Here is a 17,774-nt window from a genome sequence, read left to right on the forward strand (position 1 = left end):
AATTTAACACGTGTGACTAAAAAAATGTTGTTTTTTCACTTTTTTTAGCCAATGAACGAGCTTTTCAGGATCTTCTCTTAGGAAAATACTAGTTATTAGGTACTTATTGTTTACTTTAATTAACACATAACATTCTTGTAACCAGATCAATAAGCTATTCCCCACGATTTTAAAAAGCTTTTTTAAGCCAATATTCGGCAGTGGTTGCCAAATAAAGTTCCCTTCTTCCAAAAAACTAGCTTCCAAGATACGCCATAGTTCCTGTTTGGTCACTAAACGCCCTTCTTTGGTTTTTAGTGCTTCCCAAACAAGCATTTTTAAATGAATATCTTCTTCAGAAGAAGGTAATAGCTTCAATCCAGGATAGTAAAACCAAGGAGGTAACTGGAGAAGGTGACAACCTTTCGTGTATAAAAAGCTTTGTGTTCTAAGCAACTGAGCATTTCTGTAACCAAGTTGTTGCGTCAATTTTTGATAATAATCATGCATCAATTGACCAGTATGCCGTCTACCTGGCAGTAAATTTAAATTAGCAGTCGGTAGTTGGATGATTTCTAGTAATTTTTTTTCGTAAAAATCCCATGATTGTTTTCTTCTATAAAATTGTTGACATTGACTCTCTTCAATATGACAAAGTAACTCTATTCGTTCTTGTTTCTTATTGGCCGTCCATAAATAAAACCCCAAGGACTCCGAAAAGTAAAGAAATTGTTTCGTTAATTGCGTGAGCTTGTCTTTAGGCACTAATCGTTCACCTAAAATCCAAACAACTTGATAGCCATGAGTTTGATAAGTCTCCGTCCGTTCCACCAAACGTTTAATTGGCAATGGACTACATTGAATTTCAATGGCTATCTTCCCAATGAGTAAATCTGGGCGTTGCTTCAAGGCGGGTAAGTATGCCTCAACTTGAAAGGACAGCTTTTCGCGTAAACACTTTTCCGCAAAAAGCTGCTTCAAGCGGAGGTGTTCTTCTGTTTCAGCTTCTGCTTCGTACCAACAACTATTCTTTTTACGATGAGCAAAATGGGGTATTTTAATGGGGCCTGCCTTCAAAATGACCGATTGATGACACATTGGACACACAAAAGCTTGTTCGCTTCGTATCTGTGTTAATTCATCAATCGAGCAATCGATTAAAGAAAATAATTCTTGGTTGTCTGCCGTTAAAGCTGTTAACATGATTTTCACCTCTCATAAATAAACTACGCAAAGTTTCTTAATTTTCATCAAAAAAAAAGCAAAAACTCGAAAGTTTTTGCTTTTTTGCTTAATCATTAAAGTAATAACGTGTTAATTCCAACGCACTGCGTTCCATAATACAAGTGCCATATTCGACTAAAGTATCCTGAGTGACAGTTGTTTTATGAGCAAATTCTAAAATCTGTGCAATTTCATTGTCAACATTTGTCTTTTCTAATTCATCGGTTAAGAACAAAACTTGTAAGTAATAACGATCGTTGTACGTGTATAAGTTAGTCAAAACAGATTGCATGAAGACTTCTTTGGATAATTGGATCATCGCTTCAAAATTATCTAATTCAAAGATTACATTTCTGTTTGTTTCATCTGTGGTTTCCATCTCATCAAGTTCATCGGCGGCTGCCTTGTCTGCTTCAATTTGTTTGCGAATTAATTCGCTAACATCTGCATTGACTTCGCTCAGACCTTCTAAGGAAGACAAGTCGTCCATAGCGACATTTTTACTAATAAACAGTTCTAAACCATCATTTTTAGGCAAGACTTGGAAAGTGACTGCTTCACTACCTTGGAATTCATCTTCGACATCAACTTCTTCTAAAATACTATAAAAGAAATTTTCAACATCTTTGTGGTTTCCTAGTAAGTCAAGAAAAGTAATCCCTCTATCCGCCAGGTCTTCGTTGCCAATTAACACACGAATCGTATTTTCATTAATATGTTCCATTTCCATAGCGCTACACCTCTCTTTGCTTCAATCAGGAAACTTCTTACGTTCATTGTAGCGAAAACTACACAAAAGTAAAGTGGAAAGTCTATAAATCCTCGAAAACTAGCGAACGTTTTATAAACTTTGAACTTTTTTAACGATTGGTTTTTCGCTCCTTCTACCTCTTCATCTTAACGCAGTCTCTCCAAAAAAGATACTATTTTTCCTTGACCACGTTCTGCTAAATCAAATGAATACAAGTTCTAAATATGTATTAAAAAGCCAGAGATAAAAATCCCTGGCCCTAAATTCATATGAATCGTTCTTTATTACAATTAACAAATAAAGAACAAAATTTTATATTTTTTATAAACCTGCCATTAATTGTGCTTGGCGCAATTCCAGTTGTCGAACATCTCTTGGTAAGAATCGGCGAATTTCATCTTCGTTAAAACCGACTTGTAATCTTTTCTCATCAATCATAATTGGCCGACGCAACAATCCAGGGTTTTCTTGAACCAACTCTAATAAATCTTGAAGTGGAAGCTCGTCCAAATCCATATTTAATTTTTGGAAAACTTTAGAGCGAGTAGAGATAATCTCTTCTGTTCCATCTTCTGTCATGATTAAAATTGCTTTTAATTCCTCAATATTTAAAGGTTCAGAAAAAATATTTCTTTCTTTAAAAGGAATTTCGTGCTCTTGCAACCAGGCTCTAGCCTTACGACATGACGTGCAACTTGGGGAAGTATAAAGTGTCAACATTGTGCATCACTCCTTTTCGCGAATCATCGCGTTTCTGAAACAGGGAACTGTACTGTTCCTCTATTTAAAACCAGTATACCTAATTTCTAATAAAAATACTAGGGGTTTTTAAACATTTTTTATTAACTTTGTTTATTTTTCCTTCATTACATCCGTGTAAAATTAGGGTTAATTTTTATGAAATTTTATGGATATTCGTTATGATTCTGTAAAAAAGTAATACAGTTTTCTATTTTTATGGTTGCTGTTATAATTTACTTCTCTTGGTGATTTTTCAAGAAGTTCCCATGTATTTTTTTCTAATAAAATGTATAATAGAACTATTCACTATCTTAAGTCTAAAGTCAGGTGGTTATTTAATGAAAACAATTTTTTCTGGTATTCAGCCCAGTGGTACTCCGACAATCGGAAATTACATTGGTGCAATGAAACAATTTATCGAATTACAAAATGAATACAATTGTTATTTTTGTATTGTGGATGAACATGCCATTACCGTTCCCCAAGAACCGCAAAAGCTACGCCAACAAATTCGTAGTTTAGCAGCTCTTTACCTAGCGGTTGGTTTAGACCCACAAAAAGCAACAATTTTCATACAGTCTGAAGTGAGTGCGCATGCAGAAGCTGGTTGGATCATTCAGTGCAATACTTCTATTGGTGAGTTAGAGCGAATGACACAATTTAAAGATAAATCGCAAAAAAATGGTCGTGCTGGCGTAAGCGCTGGTCTTTTAACATACCCTCCATTAATGGTTGGTGATATCGTGTTGTACAACGCTGACTTAGTGCCAGTCGGAGATGATCAAAAACAACATTTAGAATTAACACGTGATTTTGTGGAACGCTTCAATAAACGTTATGCCCAAAAAAATCAAGAAATTTTAACGATGCCTGAAGTAAAAATCGCTGAGCAAGGTAGTCGAATTATGAGCTTACAGGAACCAACGAAAAAGATGAGTAAGTCTGATACAAATGTGAAGGGCTTTATTTCAATGCTTGATGAGCCAGCAGTGATTCGCAAAAAAATCCGCTCTGCTGTAACTGATTCAACTGGTGTAATTGAATATAATAAAGAAGAAAAGCCTGGTATTACTAACTTACTAAATATTTATTCTGCTGCGACAGGTCAAACTGTTGAGGAACTTGTTCAAGCATACGAAGGCAAAGGCTATGGAGACTTCAAAGCAGATTTAGCAGAAGCAGTAGTTGCCTTATTAGAACCTATTCAAGTGCGCTACCAAGAGCTTCTAGCTTCAGAAGAATTAGATATGATTTTAGATGAGGGTGCAGAAAACGCTCGCCAGGTAGCCAACAAAACACTTCAACGAATGAAAAATGCTGTTGGTTTGGGAAGAAAAGTTCGGCGCTAACTAAACATAATAAAAACCTGCGAAGTTTTATTCGCGGGTTTTTTATGTTCTAAATTGAGCATCGTACAAGCGACGATAGTGGCCTCTTTGCGCGTACAAAGTTTCATGTGTTCCATCTTCTAAAATTCCTTGGTCACTCACTACGATTATTCGATCAGCATGTTTAATCGTTGCCAGTCTGTGGGCAATAATTAATGTTGTTCGCCCGTCAGCTAACGAGTTTAATGACTCTTGAATCACTTGCTCTGTTTCTGTATCTAATGCAGAAGTCGCTTCATCTAGAATTAAAATCGGCGGGTTCTTCAAGAACATTCGCGCAATTGCCACTCGCTGCTTTTGACCGCCCGATAATTTCACGCCACGTTCGCCAATAATTGTGTCCAAGCCATCTGGCATTAGCTGAATTACATGTTCTAAATGTGCTAATTTCACCGCTTGTTGAATGTCTATTTCTGTAGCATTTAAATTCCCATAAGCAATATTTTCTCGTAATGTTCCAGGGAATAAAAACACATCTTGTTGAACAATTCCAATTTGCTTACGTAATGAAGCCAAGGTCATTTGCTGGATATTTCTACCGTCAATCGTAATTTCACCACTACTGACTTCATAAAAACGAGGCAACAGATTGCACAAGGTCGTTTTTCCTGAACCACTTTGGCCAACGAAAGCAACGGTTTCACCAGGTTGAATTTTTAAATTGATATGGTCTAAAACTTTTGTGCCATCTTCATAAGCAAATGAAACATCTTTATAGGCAATCGTTCCTTCTAAATGCGAAACAGCAACAGCTCCTGGCAAATCTTTGATGGACGGTTGTTTGTCCATTTCTTCCGTAAAACGTTTAAAACCAGCAAATCCTTTGGGATAACTTTCAATCATATTGTTGACTTTTTCAATCGGCCGAATAAAAATATTGGCTAATAAAATAAATCCTACAAACTGACCTTCTGTAATTTCTCCTTTAATTGTATAATACGCACCAAAAATTAATGAAAATAAATTTATCAGACGAATTAATAAGTAATTATAGGCGGAACTGACACCCATCACCTTATAAAAATATAATTTCGATTTTCGATACATTTGATTTAAATAATTAAACTGTTTTCGTTCAAATGGTTCATTTGCAAAAGATTGCGTGACACGTATCCCACTTACTGACGCTTCAATCCCAGCATTAAATTCACCTAAATTATCGTAAATATCCGTATTCGCTTTTGTCATTTTTTTATTAAAATAGCCTAGCGCAATCGTGATAAATGGCAATAAAATAAACGTAGCGATGGCTAATTTCACGTGAATGGTTAACATTAATAAAAAAGAACCTGCTAACGTCATAATCGTAATAAAGACGTCTTCTGGACCATGATGCGCCACTTCCGAAATTTCAAAAAGATCAGTGGTCAAACGGCTCATTAATTTCCCTGTTTTTTGATTATCATAATACTCAAACGGTTGTGTTTGCAGATGTTGATATAATTCTTCACGCATATCTGTTTCAATATTCACGCCTAACATATGACCAAAATAAACCACAATAAATTGTAAAAACGTATTGATTATATAAAATGCAAATAAGCCCGCACTAGCTAATGCAATGAGGCGAAAATCTCCTTTTGGCATAATCTTATCAATTACTTGGTTGACTGCTACTGGAAAAGCCAACTCTAACAGCCCCGCAAAAACGGCACACCCAAAATCCAAAATAAATAATCGACGATAAGGTCGATAATACCCAAAAAAACGCTTTAACATAACTCCCTAACTCTCCCCCTTCATTCTCATTCATTATACGGAAAAAGACTGTCTCTTGCAAAATTCTAACTTCTATCAGAACACGTGTTATTTAAGTAACTTTGACTCAAAATCATTTTCACAAACTTTTCATTATCAGAATATTTTTTCATTTATCGTTTCCATTTTTTCGGTAAAAATAACTATAATTGTCTTTTCCCGCAAGGCTTTGATTTCTGTACAAAACCTTGAAATACAGTGAAAAATACTCTATTTATTTGTGAAAATATCGGCTACAATATAACATATGAAAAGTTTTGTAAAAAAGTTAAGAGGTGCACTTGTTAAATGAGAACCATTGTTTTTGATGTTGATGACACGCTGTACGATCAGCAACAACCCTTTCGAAATGCGATGACTAAAATTTTCCCGAACGTTGCGACAGAGGATATGCATGAATTGTATCTTCGTTTTAGACACCACAGCGATGAAACGTTTCCGAAAGTTTTAGCCAATGAATGGTCCCTAGATTTCATGCGGTTTTTCCGGATGAATGAAACATTAAAGGATCTAAACTATCCAGGAATTTCACAAGAAGAAGGAAAAATTTTCCAACAAGTTTATGAAGAAGAATTGGATAATATTACGATGCATCCAGAAGTTACTAAGCTTCTTGATACTTTACAAGAAAAGGAAATTCCGATGGGGATTATTACAAATGGTCCAACAGACCATCAATTTAAAAAAGTTAAACAATTGAATCTTGAAAAATGGGTTCCAAGCCAAAATATCATTATTTCTCAAAGTACGGGTTTTCAAAAACCTGAAAAGGAAATTTTTGATTTAGCCTGTAATCAATTTTGTATGGAACCTGAACATACTTTATATGTTGGTGATAGTTATGACAATGATATTGTAGGCGCACGTAATGGTGGCTGGCATTCTCTTTGGTTTAACCACCGCTCTCGTGAACTACCAAGTTGCCAACCTGCATCACACCTTGCAGAAGTCACTTGTTTCACCGAACTTTGTCCGACTGTGGAGAAATTATTTAATCTTTAAAAAAAAAGCCGCTCTTCAAATTGAACTGACCCAATAAACTGAGACAAAATAAAAAAGCACCTCTTGTTGAATTCACGTTAAAATGAATTTAACTAGGAGGTGCTTTTTCAATGGGAAATCGAGTGTCTTATCCGATTCACATCAAAGAAATGGCTATACAGATGAAAAAAGAGAATATTCCTGTAAAAATGATTATGGAAGAATTAGGCATTAAAAACAAAACACAAATTGAAACATGGTGGCGTTGGTACCGTAATGGCGAGAATCATCGTCTGGTTCAACCCGTTGGAAAACAATATGCTTATGGTAAAGGTCCAGAAATTCTATCAAATGAACAACAGCTTAGAAATGAAAATAACTATTTAAAAATGCATATTGAGGTGCTAAAAAAGTACAAAGAATTGGAAAGGACGTGGAGCCAGAAATATTTGTAGAATTAGTTAAAAAAATGAAAGGAAAAATAACCATTACTGCATTGTGTCAACTTTTCGGCGTTTCGCGAGCTACTTATTATCGTTGGACTCATCGAAAAGACTTGGGAAAGTTAACACCTCTTGAAGAAGCCGTTCGTCGACTTTGCTTCCAGCATAAGTTTCGATATGGCTATCGAAAGATTACTGCGTTGATTAATCAGGAATACAAAGTAAACAAAAACACCGTACAAAAGATTATGCAGAAATATCATTGGAATTGTCGCGTGAAAATGAAGAAACGCAGTAAAGTGGGACAACCTTACACGGTTGTCGAGAACAAGCTAAATAGACAATTTTCTTCAGACGCTCCTTTAAAGAAATTGGTAACAGATATTACTTATCTGCCTTTTGGTCAAAAGCAATTGTATTTGTCTTCAATTATGGATTTATACAATGGTGAAATTATCGCCTATACCATCGGTGATAAGCAAGATACGGCTTTTGTTCTGGATACACTTGATCAATTGCCCCAAACAACGGATTGTCTATTGCATAGTGATCAGGGCTCTGTTTATACTTCTTTTGACTACCAGAATCAAATAAAAACAAAAGGCATTACCATGAGTATGTCCCGCAAAGGGACACCTTCAGATAATGCCTGCATCGAATCGTTTCATGCCTCACTAAAGTCTGAAACGTTCTACTTAGATGGGCTCACAAATGAACCTACATCTATTGTAATAGAAATTGTAAAAAAATACATTACTTATTATAATGAAAGTCGAATTCAACAAAAACTAGACTACCAATCGCCGATAGATTATCGGAAATCAGCAGTCTAGGAAAATGCTTTTTTATTCCTGTCTCACAATCTTAGGTCAGTTCCTTGAAGAGCGGCTTTTTTTATTTATTTTTTTGTTTTTTCAGACGTAAAATGATGAACAGGCAGATTATCAGTAAAAGGATCAATAAACCGATTAAGAGATAAATAAGTTTAGATTCCGTTTTTTTGACGGTTACATCTTTCTCATTAAATGTTTTTGCTTCCTCTTTTGAAATCGTAAATTCTTTCGTAAATTGCCATTTTTTTCCTGAGCCTTCCACAGTCATTGCCAATACATACGTCCCAGCTTCCATTTCATTTTCTTCATAAGGAATAGGGAAATTAAAAATTGAATTGGGCGCCATTTGCATATCTTCTTGTTCTTTCTCTAAAATAACGTTATTTGTTTTCTTATTTTTAACATTTGCCGTTACTTTCATTGATTGAAGATAGGCTGCTTCATGGTTTAACAGTGTTGCAGAAATAACACTGCGCGCATTTCTTTGCGTCGGTTCAACTTTCTCTAAAGACAATTCTGGTTGTACAACTGTTTCATTTTCTCGAAGTAAAACAGCTACTGTATAGGCATAGCGATTTTCAATTGCTAAGCCGTTTGTATTTTCTTTTTGCTTGTCTTTCGTTTCATCGACTTTTTCACTAAACGTGATCCCGCCCGCTAGTTGCCCTGAAAACTCTTCTTTAGGCATCTTCACTCGTAATTCAACTACTTTTTCACTTTTAGCAGGCAATTCAACACTCTCACCGCCGTCTTTCAGTTGAATGATTTCTGATAAATCTGCTGGTGCAGATTTATCTAATGCTGTCAACGACTCACCATATTCAATCACTCCGTTGCTGTTTGTTGTGGCCGACTTCACACTAACATCAATCACTAAATTTTCATCTGTACTATTGGCCGCTCGAACTTTCAAAATTTGTTCTTGGTCTGGTTTCATCATTAAATCAAAATATGTTTTTGTTTTATCTATTTGGTTTTCTGGAATTTCTGTTTCAACACTAAATCGTAATTCTGCTGCTGAGGTTTCAATCCCAAAAGCAAAGAAATAAAAACTTAGGATCATCAGAATAAAATATCTATTTTTCATTTCGCTCTACACTCCATTTCTATGTAAAGGAGAAAGGCTGAGTTCCCCTCTTCCTTTCTCCAAAAAGGTTCTTTTTATACTGGCGTATTAGCTAATGTCCAAGTAATTGTTGTTTTGTAGGCATCATTTAATTTAACTGATTTACCTGGCACTTTTAATTGAACATCTTTCATTACTTGACGGCCGTCAACTTCAGCAATTGAACTAGCATTGCCGTATAAGTATGACCATTTCCCAGCGCCTTGATCTGTTGCGGCTACCATCACGTTATGACTTTCACCCACTGTACCAAAAGTTACGCTCGCTAAACTTGTTGGTGCAGCGCTTTGTCCTGCTGTCACAGCTGAAGCATTTTGAAAGACAATTTCAGTTCCTTCAAGCGTCTGACCTTTTGTAGCAGAAGTAAATGCAGAATTTTGTTTTGCAGATAAAGTCCAGCCTTCTAAAGTTCCACGATTATCTGTAATTTGAGCAAATAATGGGCCCGTTTTTTCAACATTATTTTTATCTTTTAAAACTTGTGCTGATGCAAAATAGGTTTCATCTTTTGTGCTGATGATATTTTCACCAAAGTTTAAACTTGAAGCATAGTCCAAGGTTAAGGGACCTGTAGAACCTTCATCAACTGGTTTGTCAGGATTTACTGGGTCGATAGGTGTCACAGGATCTTTGCCGTCTTTGTCTTCTGGATCCACTACAGGATTTTTGCTGTTGGGGTCTTTTTCATCTGGTGCTTTAAATTTTACAATAGCATCTGTGTCGCGATTAGCCACTTCCTCTGCTTGAACTGGTAGTGTGCCTACCGCGATGGTTGCTAAAATTAAGCTGCTTGCGATGGTCATTTTTTTCATGTTAGTGCTCCTTCTCTTCTATTGTTATAGTTTCAATAATTATACGCTTGGTAAATCAGCGATTGTCCATGTTAAAACAGTTTTGTATTGAACAGCATCTTTTGGTGTTGCTCCTGGTACAGTTAATGTGATCGCTGTATTTTTATCTACGCTTTCACCGTCAACTTCCACTTTTTCAATCCCACCGAACGCACTAAGCCAAGTTCCAGAACCTTGACCTTCAGCGGCAGACATCACATTTGATGAATCGCCAGCTACTAAAGTTACTTCATGCGCAGTTGGTGTGACTGCTTTGGAATTAGACACTGCTTTGTTTTGACTTAATTTAATTTCTGAACCGTCTAAAACTTTATTTAATGTTTCTTTTGTCGCTGTTAATTGTGTTTCTTGTTTAACTGTTAAGGCCCAACCGGCATTCGTTCCGCGTTTGTCGGAAATTTGTACATAATTTGGTTTAGGATTAGTCAAATCAGGACCAGAACCGTCTGCCAAGAAAAAGTATTGTGGATTTGCATAATATTTTTCATCTTTATTTGAAATTTTATTTTTGCCAAAGTCTAAACTAGAAGCATAATCGATACTTAGTGGACCAGTTGTTCCTTCATTTGGCTTATTACCAGTGTCTGGTGTCGTTGGGTCAAAGGGTTCAACAGGTTTTTCGGTATCTGGATTCACTGGATCGACAGGTTTGTTGATAGAGGTATCCGGCGTAAATTCTACGATGGCATTTGATTCATAGTTTTTTTCTTCTGCATTCACTTCTGGTGCAATAGCCATGCCTAAAGTGATAGCTGGGATTGTTGCTAAGATAATTTTTTTCATTTTATTGTTCCTTCTTTCTTTTTTTTAAAATAAAACTAGCCAAAAAGATGACTATTATTCCGAGATAATTAAACATTTGTTGCTGTTTAATACCAGTTCGAGGTAAGAAGCCTGAGCCTTTTTGATCAACCGTTTTACTTGTTGAATGCTTCAATGATTCTCCACTCACTGCTGGTATTGCTTCCGACTGCTTGGGGAAACGCTGTGGTATCTTACCATCTGGTTTTTCTTTGTTGGCTGGTGGCTCATACTCGCCATAAAAAGAAACTTCTGCATTTGTCGGATAGGCATTTGTTTCAGCAAATACATCAACTGATGAAAACAATCCTAATAACAACACGCCGTTAACTATTTTTTTGATAAGACTCACCCCCTATTTTGCACTGCCATCAGGTACGTCCATCAAGTGCCAAGTTAGTTTTGCTTCGTATTCTTCTGCTTTGGCCGTCCCTCCAGGAACAGATAATAACAACTCTTGGTCATTTTCTTTCCATTGATCAGAAATATTTGTTTCTTGATGTCCATTGACTTGGTTGTGAACAAAAATCGATTGGCCTTCTGGAATGTCCTGTAAGCGATGGTTGGTTCTAAATTTTAAAATATTTGGCAACGTAGCACCTGATTCAGATTTGAAATCAGAAGTAACGGTTAGTGCAAGCGACCAATTATTCCCCGTTTGACGAGTATCCCGTATCACTAATGGTTGATCCATGGAAACAATTGGATATTGGGTCGTGCTACTAGCGATTTGCAGCTCATTCCCAAAGGAAATCGCTGTGGGTACCGTTTTGAACCTGACAGAGCCAACCACAGTGACTGTTAGCGCTAATTCATCAATCTTGTAGCCTTTATCATAGACTTCCACGACCAACTGCTGTTTTCCATAAGTTAGTTCTGGTAATAACAAGGCTTTTTCCTTAAATGTTTTAGAATTAGTGGTTGTTTCATCTGCTAATTTCTGGATTTCTTGGCCCTCTTTTTTGACAATAAATTGTAATCTATTCCCAGCATCGACATCTTGCCAATAAAAAGGCAGGGCTGTTTTTTGAAAGTCATCAATATCGATTGTTTTTTCCATCGACTTTTCTATACGCTCTTTTGACCAAGATAGTTTCGTTTCACTTAAGAAAACTTCTTTGACAGGTTGGACGACTGTTCCAGAAAAGTTCCCTAAGTATGCTTTATCTGTTGATTCCCAGATATAAGAAACGCCTTCATGAGCTTTGGGTAAATTCCATTCAAACAGTCCTTTTGTGGCATCGTAACTTCCATAAGGGCTAATCGTCAGCGGTGGAAATAGTTGACCATCACGAGATACCACCTTATTTTTTAATTGCAGTGGTTTCCCAGCAATATAATCGACAGAAGATAAGATAATCATTTGATTAGATACATCTAGCCCTGTAATGGCCGTTAAGCCTTTTAACGGACTGATATCTGAAATTTGATTTTCTCCCACATCTAAAACTGTTAGATTGAGTGTTTTCTCTAACGGTGCCAAGGAAGAAATTTGATTGTTTCTTGCATACAGTACACGCAGATTAGGAACAGTGCTTAAAGCTTCCAGACTAGCAATCGTTTGATTCATAATACTCAACTCTTCTAGACGTGGCTTATTCGCCAAGGGCGCAATTGTTTTTAATTGATTATTTTCCACATAAAGACGGAGTAGGTTATTTGCTTCCGTAAGCCCATCTAAAGTAGCAATCTGATTATTGGCAGCCCAAATGGTTTCTAAATTACGAAGAGAACGAAGCGGGTCGAAGGAAGTCACTCGATTATTCGGCGTGATTTTTGACGGATGATCTGTCGTATTTTGGATACTTAAATTTTTTAAAGCAGCCATTCCTTCAAGTCCATTTAATGTCGTTAATTGATTGTTCTCAACATACAAGCCTTCTAAACTAATTAATCCTGCTTGACCTAACGGACTAAGATCAGCTATTTTATTATTTCTCATATATAAAAAACGTAATAGCTTAAATTCACCTTTAGCAAAAGGACTCAAATCTGTTACATTGAGCGAATCTTGAAAAGATAATTCTTCTAAGTTTCTTAGGTATTGAACTCCTTCCACATTAGAAACAACGACATTTTCTAAAATAACTTTATTCAGTTTATCCAATTCTGCTTGGGTGACAGTATTAGAGATCCGAGATTTGCTTAACTGTTTTCTGATATTTTCCGCAAAGGCTGGATCAGGAAATAGTGTACTGATAGGCGTCGCTTTATCTAAGACAGCACCTGCGTATAATTGGGGCATCATCAGTTGTGCTTCCGTTATCGCTAGTGCTTCATTTGGCGGCTCTTCACTTGTTTCAACAGTCGTTAACTCTTCTGATTGGGGAATCTCCGAACTACTGGTTGCTGAATTTTGCTCTTCTGCTGATGAAGTTTCTGGAATCTTTTCTTCTGAAACAGATGAAACATTTTCTTCACTGGAGGATGCGATTGTTTCGGTCGTTTCGGCGAAAGTTGTTACAGGAAGTAGCAAACTATTAGCCAAAAGTAAGGCACTAACTGCGGAGATGCACATTTTTTTCATAAACTTCACCTCCTGATATTTTCTTAATTATAGTGAATATCAACTGAAAATGGGTTCAATTACGACAAACTGTCCAAATTAATTTGTATAGACAAGACAAAGAGCGCCAAATAGGGTTTTCTACCCCTATTTGGCGCTCTTTGTCGCTAAACACAACCAGAATGTATTATGACAAATTCTCAATTATGCCTAGTTTTCTTTTATTTCTTTTAAACTATCCTCTATTTTTTCCAATTGCCCAGCAAAAAATTCTTGTTTGGCTTTTGGTAAAAACAATGTGATAGATAAGAGGATTTGTTCTTTAAAGATTGACCAATCTGCGAATATTTCTTCATTGGTTAAAATCATTTCTATTTTTTCTGCTATTTTTTTCCAGAGGATCATTCGCCAGTTATTTTCACCCACTTCATATTCTTTAAACATGCCTAATACATGAAGAATATGGGGAACATTTTGGCTGACAATCGCCGCAAATAAAAAATCAATAATTACTTGCTCGATAATTTCTAGCGAGCGAATATCAATAATTTCCCGCTCATTGACAGATTGTAGCACACGAAAAAGTAACGAAGTTGGAAACGGCTGCAAGCCAACGTTTTTTTGTAATGCTAAAAATTTCAAATTAAAAATAGTATACACATCGGCATTAATTAATCGTTCCAGAATCTGATTTTCTAATGCAATAATTTCCTCTTTTGTCACAACCGTTTGAGGGTTAAAAAGATATTCCAACGCCAACATCGAATACATTACTTCTTGCTTTCCTAAAGCAAAAGACGATTTATCATAATACGCTCGATAATCTGCAACGATTCGACTACTTTCTTGAAAATTTTTACTAAAGATTGCTTGATTAAACTGCTCCTTAGCTAAAACTGTTTTGGACATTGGCGTTAATTTTTCTGTCATTTCCATCGGCGAAATAGACAAGATTTCGACAATAATGGCTAAATCCGAAATACGCAATTCACTATTTCCTTGGACAAAGCGTTGATAACTTCTACTAGAAACACCATTTTCATCAAAGACACGCAGAGGAATATTTTTTCCTTTACGAATCCGTTCAATTTCTTCACCTAGCGGCCGATATTCCATATATTCTTTTTGTTTCAAACGAATTACTCCATTTCTCTTTAAATAAGATAGCAACTAAGTTGAACGGCTATTCTCCAATGCTTAAAATTGTGCGAATATCTTCTTCCGTCATTTTCGCTAATTGCTCTTCATTTCCTTGAATCACTTTTTGGAACAGCTCGCGTTTCTCTTGCTGTAAGGAATTCATTTTTTCTTCAACCGTTCCTTCTGCAATCATCCGCCACACTTCAACAACTTTTTTTTGTCCCATGCGGTGTGCCCGACCAGCCGCTTGTTCTTCGACTGCGGGATTCCACCATAAATCGTATAAAATAACTGTATCTGCACCAGTTAAATTTAGTCCGGTTCCCCCTGCTTTCAATGAAATTAAGAAGACATCTTTTTCTCCTTCATTGAAAGCATTCGCCATCGTTAACCGATCTTGAGGCTTCGTACTTCCTCGTAAATAAAACGTCTCTAAGCCTAATTCATTCAATTCTTTTTCTAAGATAGAAAGCATGCTTGTGAACTGAGAAAATAATAGGACACGACGATTGTTTTCTTTGGCAGCCACTAAAAAGTCTTTGACTTGTTCCACTTTGCCAGAACCTCCCGTGTAATCCTCAATAAACAAACGCGGATCGCAACAGATTTGTCGTAAACGGGTCAAGCCTGCTAAAATACTCATGCGATTTTTCTTGAAGGTCGCCTGATCCATTTGACTGACATCTGCTTGCATTTGTTTTAGATAGGCCAAATAAACCGTTTTTTGTTCTTCTGTTAAGACACTGTACATATTATTTTCAATTTTTTCTGGTAAGTCTGCGAGCACCGTTTTCTTGTCTCGTCGTAAAATGAATGGTTGAATCATTTTGGCAATTTCTTCCGGCTTAATTTCTCGAAAGGCTTTTTTGCCTGGGAACAATCCCGGTAAGATCATTTGAAAAATTGACCACAGTTCATCTAAATTATTTTCAATTGGTGTGCCACTTAATGCAAAACGTTGGGGTACTTTTAAACTTTTTAAGGCTTGCGCCGTTTTAGTCCCACTATTTTTAACCATTTGGGCCTCATCTAGAATCAAATAGCCGACACGCATTTCCTGATAAAGCTGAACATCTTGTCGCATACTTGCATAAGAAGTAATCAGAATATCTTCGGTGCTATTTTGTAAAAGCGCTGCTCGTTCTTGGCGATTGCCAGAAACCACTTGAACATTTAAGGTTGGCGCAAAACGTTTGACTTCGGCTAACCAGTTATAGGTTAAACTTGCAGGAGCGACAATCAAAGCTGTCCCTTTCAAGCGCTCTTCTTCTTTTTCCGAAAGTAAATAGGTAATGGTTTGTAGTGTCTTCCCTAAACCCATTTCATCAGCTAAAATACCGCCAAATTGATAATGGCTAAGCATTTTCAGCCATTTATACCCTGTTTCTTGGTAATGGCGTAACGTTGCTTGTAAGGTTTTGGGGACTTGCGCTTCAAAGTTTTCTGGATGTGTTAAATCCGTGACCATTTTTTTAAAGGAATCTGAAAAATGTGCCCGCTCGTTGTCTTCTAATAAACTTTCGATCATGAGGCCTTGGTTTTTGGGCACATGAATGACATTGTCTTCTTGATGCATATTTTTTCGCAGCTTCGTTAAAATTGCACTTGTATGGAAAAATTCCTCTGAGTCAAAAGCAAGAATTTCACCACTTTTTAACGTATAAAAAGCATCATTACGTAGCAGACTAGTCAATACTGCATCGATTTCGGTTTCATCAATGCCAGTGACATCAAACCGAATATCCAACCAAGAATCCCCTTCCGCAACTTCAATCGTTGGTTGATGATGCTGGGCATCTAAATACAATTCCCGTAATTTCCGTCCCATCCGAACTTCTCCTAATTGACGGAAAGCTGGAACTTCGGCTTTAAAGAAATAATACAAGGACTCTCCAGCAGGTAAGACTTTTTCAAAGCCTGTGGTTGTTTGCTGATAGGCAAACTGTTGAAATTGCTGCTTAATTGCTGTTTCTTTTGCTTTATCTCGAACGATTTCTTGATTGACTTCAGGTAATTGAGCATATTTCGGGTTTGTCGAGAAAATGACTTCTCCATAGTGATAGTCAATCCGAGCGTTAATCCGACCTTTAATTTTCTTAAAAATAAAGACTGCTTTTAAAGGATGATGGACGACTAATTCTTCAACTGATTCTTCAACAGACACTCGACCAATTTTTTCCAATAATGGTAACACTTCACTAAATAAATCAGAAACTGTTTCTTTTTCATAAATAATTGACGGCTCTTCCAAGCGTTTCATTAATTGAAGTAACGTGGTGTAGATGGCTTCCTGCTCTTCTGTTAGTAAATAAACCGTTTGATCCGCAATCGCCCAGTGATAGTGGGCTAGAAACGTTGTAATAGGATTCTGAATAGTTAATTTGAAGCTTTGTTCCTCGGTTTTTTGCACTGTAAACGTAAGTGGCAAACTGGTTTCTTTGAACGTTAGATAGCGATACTTATGAGTTTGATTGGTCAATATAAACTGACCCGTTCGATTCATTTTTTCAACTAACGATTGACTGCGATCAATTGGTAATAATAGATAACGTTTGTCGATTTTCCCTTTAACTTGAATACCGTTTGCACCTAATAATTGGCTGGTATGATAAATTGCCGCAAGTTCTGTTAAAATTTCTTGAATCTCCATTGAAAAAGAATCATGTAGCAAGGTAAATTGGTGTTGTTTATTCACCATAAAGGTCATTTCTTTTTCATATGCTTGTAAAAAATCACCAATATTTTTCACAATATATGTTTTAGGTTTGGTGCCTTCCAAACCAATTTTTAAAGAAAGACCAATCGTTGATAATTCTGGATAGTAATTATTCGTTTCGATCACATCTAAATGAAATTCTAAACGTAAAGGCTGCAAGGGAACTTCGGCAGAAGCTTTGCTTAATTTGGCAAAGCCTTTGGTAAACATTTCAGCTGTTGATCGATTTGTTTTCTCAAAACTGACTGTTTGATTCGCTTGAATAATTCTTGACACGCCTCGTTGTTTCAGTGCCAGTTCAACTGCCACTGTATGCTTGCAATAGCCATGTTCCATCCAATATTGACATTCACAAACATCTTGTTCTTTGGCGGTACCATCCAATTCAACAAGATAAAGTTCTTCCCCTAAAACCTCAGACAACCAGATCCTTTTTTCTGGATTTTGAACGATAGATAAGACCCGGCCTTCTTGCATATATTCGCGCCCTTGTTCAACGATTCGCTCTGGAATACTCCATTTCATCGACTCACCTC

The 17,774-nt window shown here is 36.5% G+C and carries 14 protein-coding genes; 3 read left to right on the forward strand and 11 right to left on the reverse strand.

Annotation, left to right across the window (positions count from 1 at the left end):
• Nucleotides 1–3 precede the first annotated feature (3 nt).
• The 3 genes from IGL17_RS10425 to spxA form a co-directional block, all read right to left on the reverse strand.
• Complete coding sequence (locus IGL17_RS10425; protein ID WP_016618070.1) at nucleotides 4–1,182, reverse strand: competence protein CoiA; 1,179 nt, start codon at nucleotides 1,180–1,182, stop codon at nucleotides 4–6.
• 88 nt (nucleotides 1,183–1,270) lie between these two features.
• Nucleotides 1,271–1,933, reverse strand: coding sequence for an adaptor protein MecA (locus IGL17_RS10430; RefSeq protein WP_010707211.1), 663 nt, complete (start codon nucleotides 1,931–1,933; stop codon nucleotides 1,271–1,273).
• Nucleotides 1,934–2,275: 342 nt separating this feature from the next.
• Nucleotides 2,276–2,674 carry a transcriptional regulator SpxA gene (gene spxA, locus IGL17_RS10435; protein WP_002356477.1) on the reverse strand — a complete coding sequence of 133 codons (399 nt, stop codon included), beginning with the start codon at nucleotides 2,672–2,674 and terminating at the stop codon, nucleotides 2,276–2,278.
• 359 nt (nucleotides 2,675–3,033) lie between these two features.
• Here spxA and trpS point away from each other — a divergent pair, with 359 nt between their 5' ends.
• A complete protein-coding gene (gene trpS, locus IGL17_RS10440; protein WP_002359559.1) occupies nucleotides 3,034–4,044 on the forward strand; it encodes a tryptophan--tRNA ligase in 1,011 nt (336 codons plus the stop codon).
• Between the two features lie 42 nt (nucleotides 4,045–4,086).
• Here the strand turns inward: trpS and IGL17_RS10445 are convergent, their stop codons facing one another.
• Complete coding sequence (locus IGL17_RS10445) at nucleotides 4,087–5,802, reverse strand: ABC transporter ATP-binding protein (protein WP_002394119.1); 1,716 nt, start codon at nucleotides 5,800–5,802, stop codon at nucleotides 4,087–4,089.
• Between the two features lie 327 nt (nucleotides 5,803–6,129).
• On the opposite strand from IGL17_RS10445, the gene IGL17_RS10450 reads away from it, so the two are divergent.
• Both IGL17_RS10450 and IGL17_RS10455 read left to right on the forward strand, forming a co-directional pair.
• Nucleotides 6,130–6,843 (forward strand): HAD family hydrolase, encoded by a 714-nt coding sequence (locus IGL17_RS10450; protein WP_002356474.1) that lies wholly within the window; start codon nucleotides 6,130–6,132, stop codon nucleotides 6,841–6,843.
• A 110-nt stretch (nucleotides 6,844–6,953) separates the two neighbouring features.
• Nucleotides 6,954–8,098 (forward strand): IS3 family transposase gene (locus IGL17_RS10455; protein ID WP_202255322.1). Its coding sequence is split into 2 segments (ribosomal slippage): nucleotides 6,954–7,227 and nucleotides 7,227–8,098, totalling 1,146 coding nucleotides; the frame shifts between segments, so codons are not numbered across the junction.
• 61 nt (nucleotides 8,099–8,159) lie between these two features.
• Here IGL17_RS10455 and elrE read toward each other — a convergent pair.
• From elrE to IGL17_RS10490, 7 genes are all read right to left on the reverse strand, one after another.
• A complete protein-coding gene (gene elrE / locus IGL17_RS10460; RefSeq protein WP_002376547.1) occupies nucleotides 8,160–9,185 on the reverse strand; it encodes a transmembrane protein ElrE in 1,026 nt (341 codons plus the stop codon).
• A 74-nt stretch (nucleotides 9,186–9,259) separates the two neighbouring features.
• Complete coding sequence (gene elrD, locus IGL17_RS10465; protein ID WP_002388408.1) at nucleotides 9,260–10,036, reverse strand: WxL domain-containing protein ElrD; 777 nt, start codon at nucleotides 10,034–10,036, stop codon at nucleotides 9,260–9,262.
• Nucleotides 10,037–10,075: 39 nt separating this feature from the next.
• Nucleotides 10,076–10,858: a WxL domain-containing protein ElrC gene (gene elrC / locus IGL17_RS10470; RefSeq protein WP_016618107.1), complete on the reverse strand. Its 783-nt coding sequence runs from the start codon at nucleotides 10,856–10,858 to the stop codon at nucleotides 10,076–10,078.
• Between the two features lies 1 nt (nucleotide 10,859).
• Nucleotides 10,860–11,228 carry an LPXTG anchor domain-containing protein ElrB gene (elrB, locus tag IGL17_RS10475; RefSeq protein ID WP_016618106.1) on the reverse strand — a complete coding sequence of 123 codons (369 nt, stop codon included), beginning with the start codon at nucleotides 11,226–11,228 and terminating at the stop codon, nucleotides 10,860–10,862.
• 3 nt (nucleotides 11,229–11,231) lie between these two features.
• Entirely contained in the window at nucleotides 11,232–13,403 is a 2,172-nt protein-coding gene (elrA, locus tag IGL17_RS10480; protein WP_438839746.1) for an enterococcal leucine-rich protein ElrA, read from the reverse strand.
• A gap of 189 nt (nucleotides 13,404–13,592) precedes the next feature.
• A complete protein-coding gene (gene elrR, locus IGL17_RS10485; RefSeq protein ID WP_016618104.1) occupies nucleotides 13,593–14,498 on the reverse strand; it encodes an Rgg family transcriptional regulator ElrR in 906 nt (301 codons plus the stop codon).
• A gap of 67 nt (nucleotides 14,499–14,565) precedes the next feature.
• Nucleotides 14,566–17,763 carry a DEAD/DEAH box helicase gene (locus tag IGL17_RS10490; protein ID WP_002362298.1) on the reverse strand — a complete coding sequence of 1,066 codons (3,198 nt, stop codon included), beginning with the start codon at nucleotides 17,761–17,763 and terminating at the stop codon, nucleotides 14,566–14,568.
• Between the last annotated feature and the right edge of the window lie 11 nt (nucleotides 17,764–17,774).

The sequence above is a fragment of the Enterococcus sp. AZ088 genome, from assembly GCF_051714845.1.
Taxonomy (GTDB): domain Bacteria; phylum Bacillota; class Bacilli; order Lactobacillales; family Enterococcaceae; genus Enterococcus; species Enterococcus faecalis.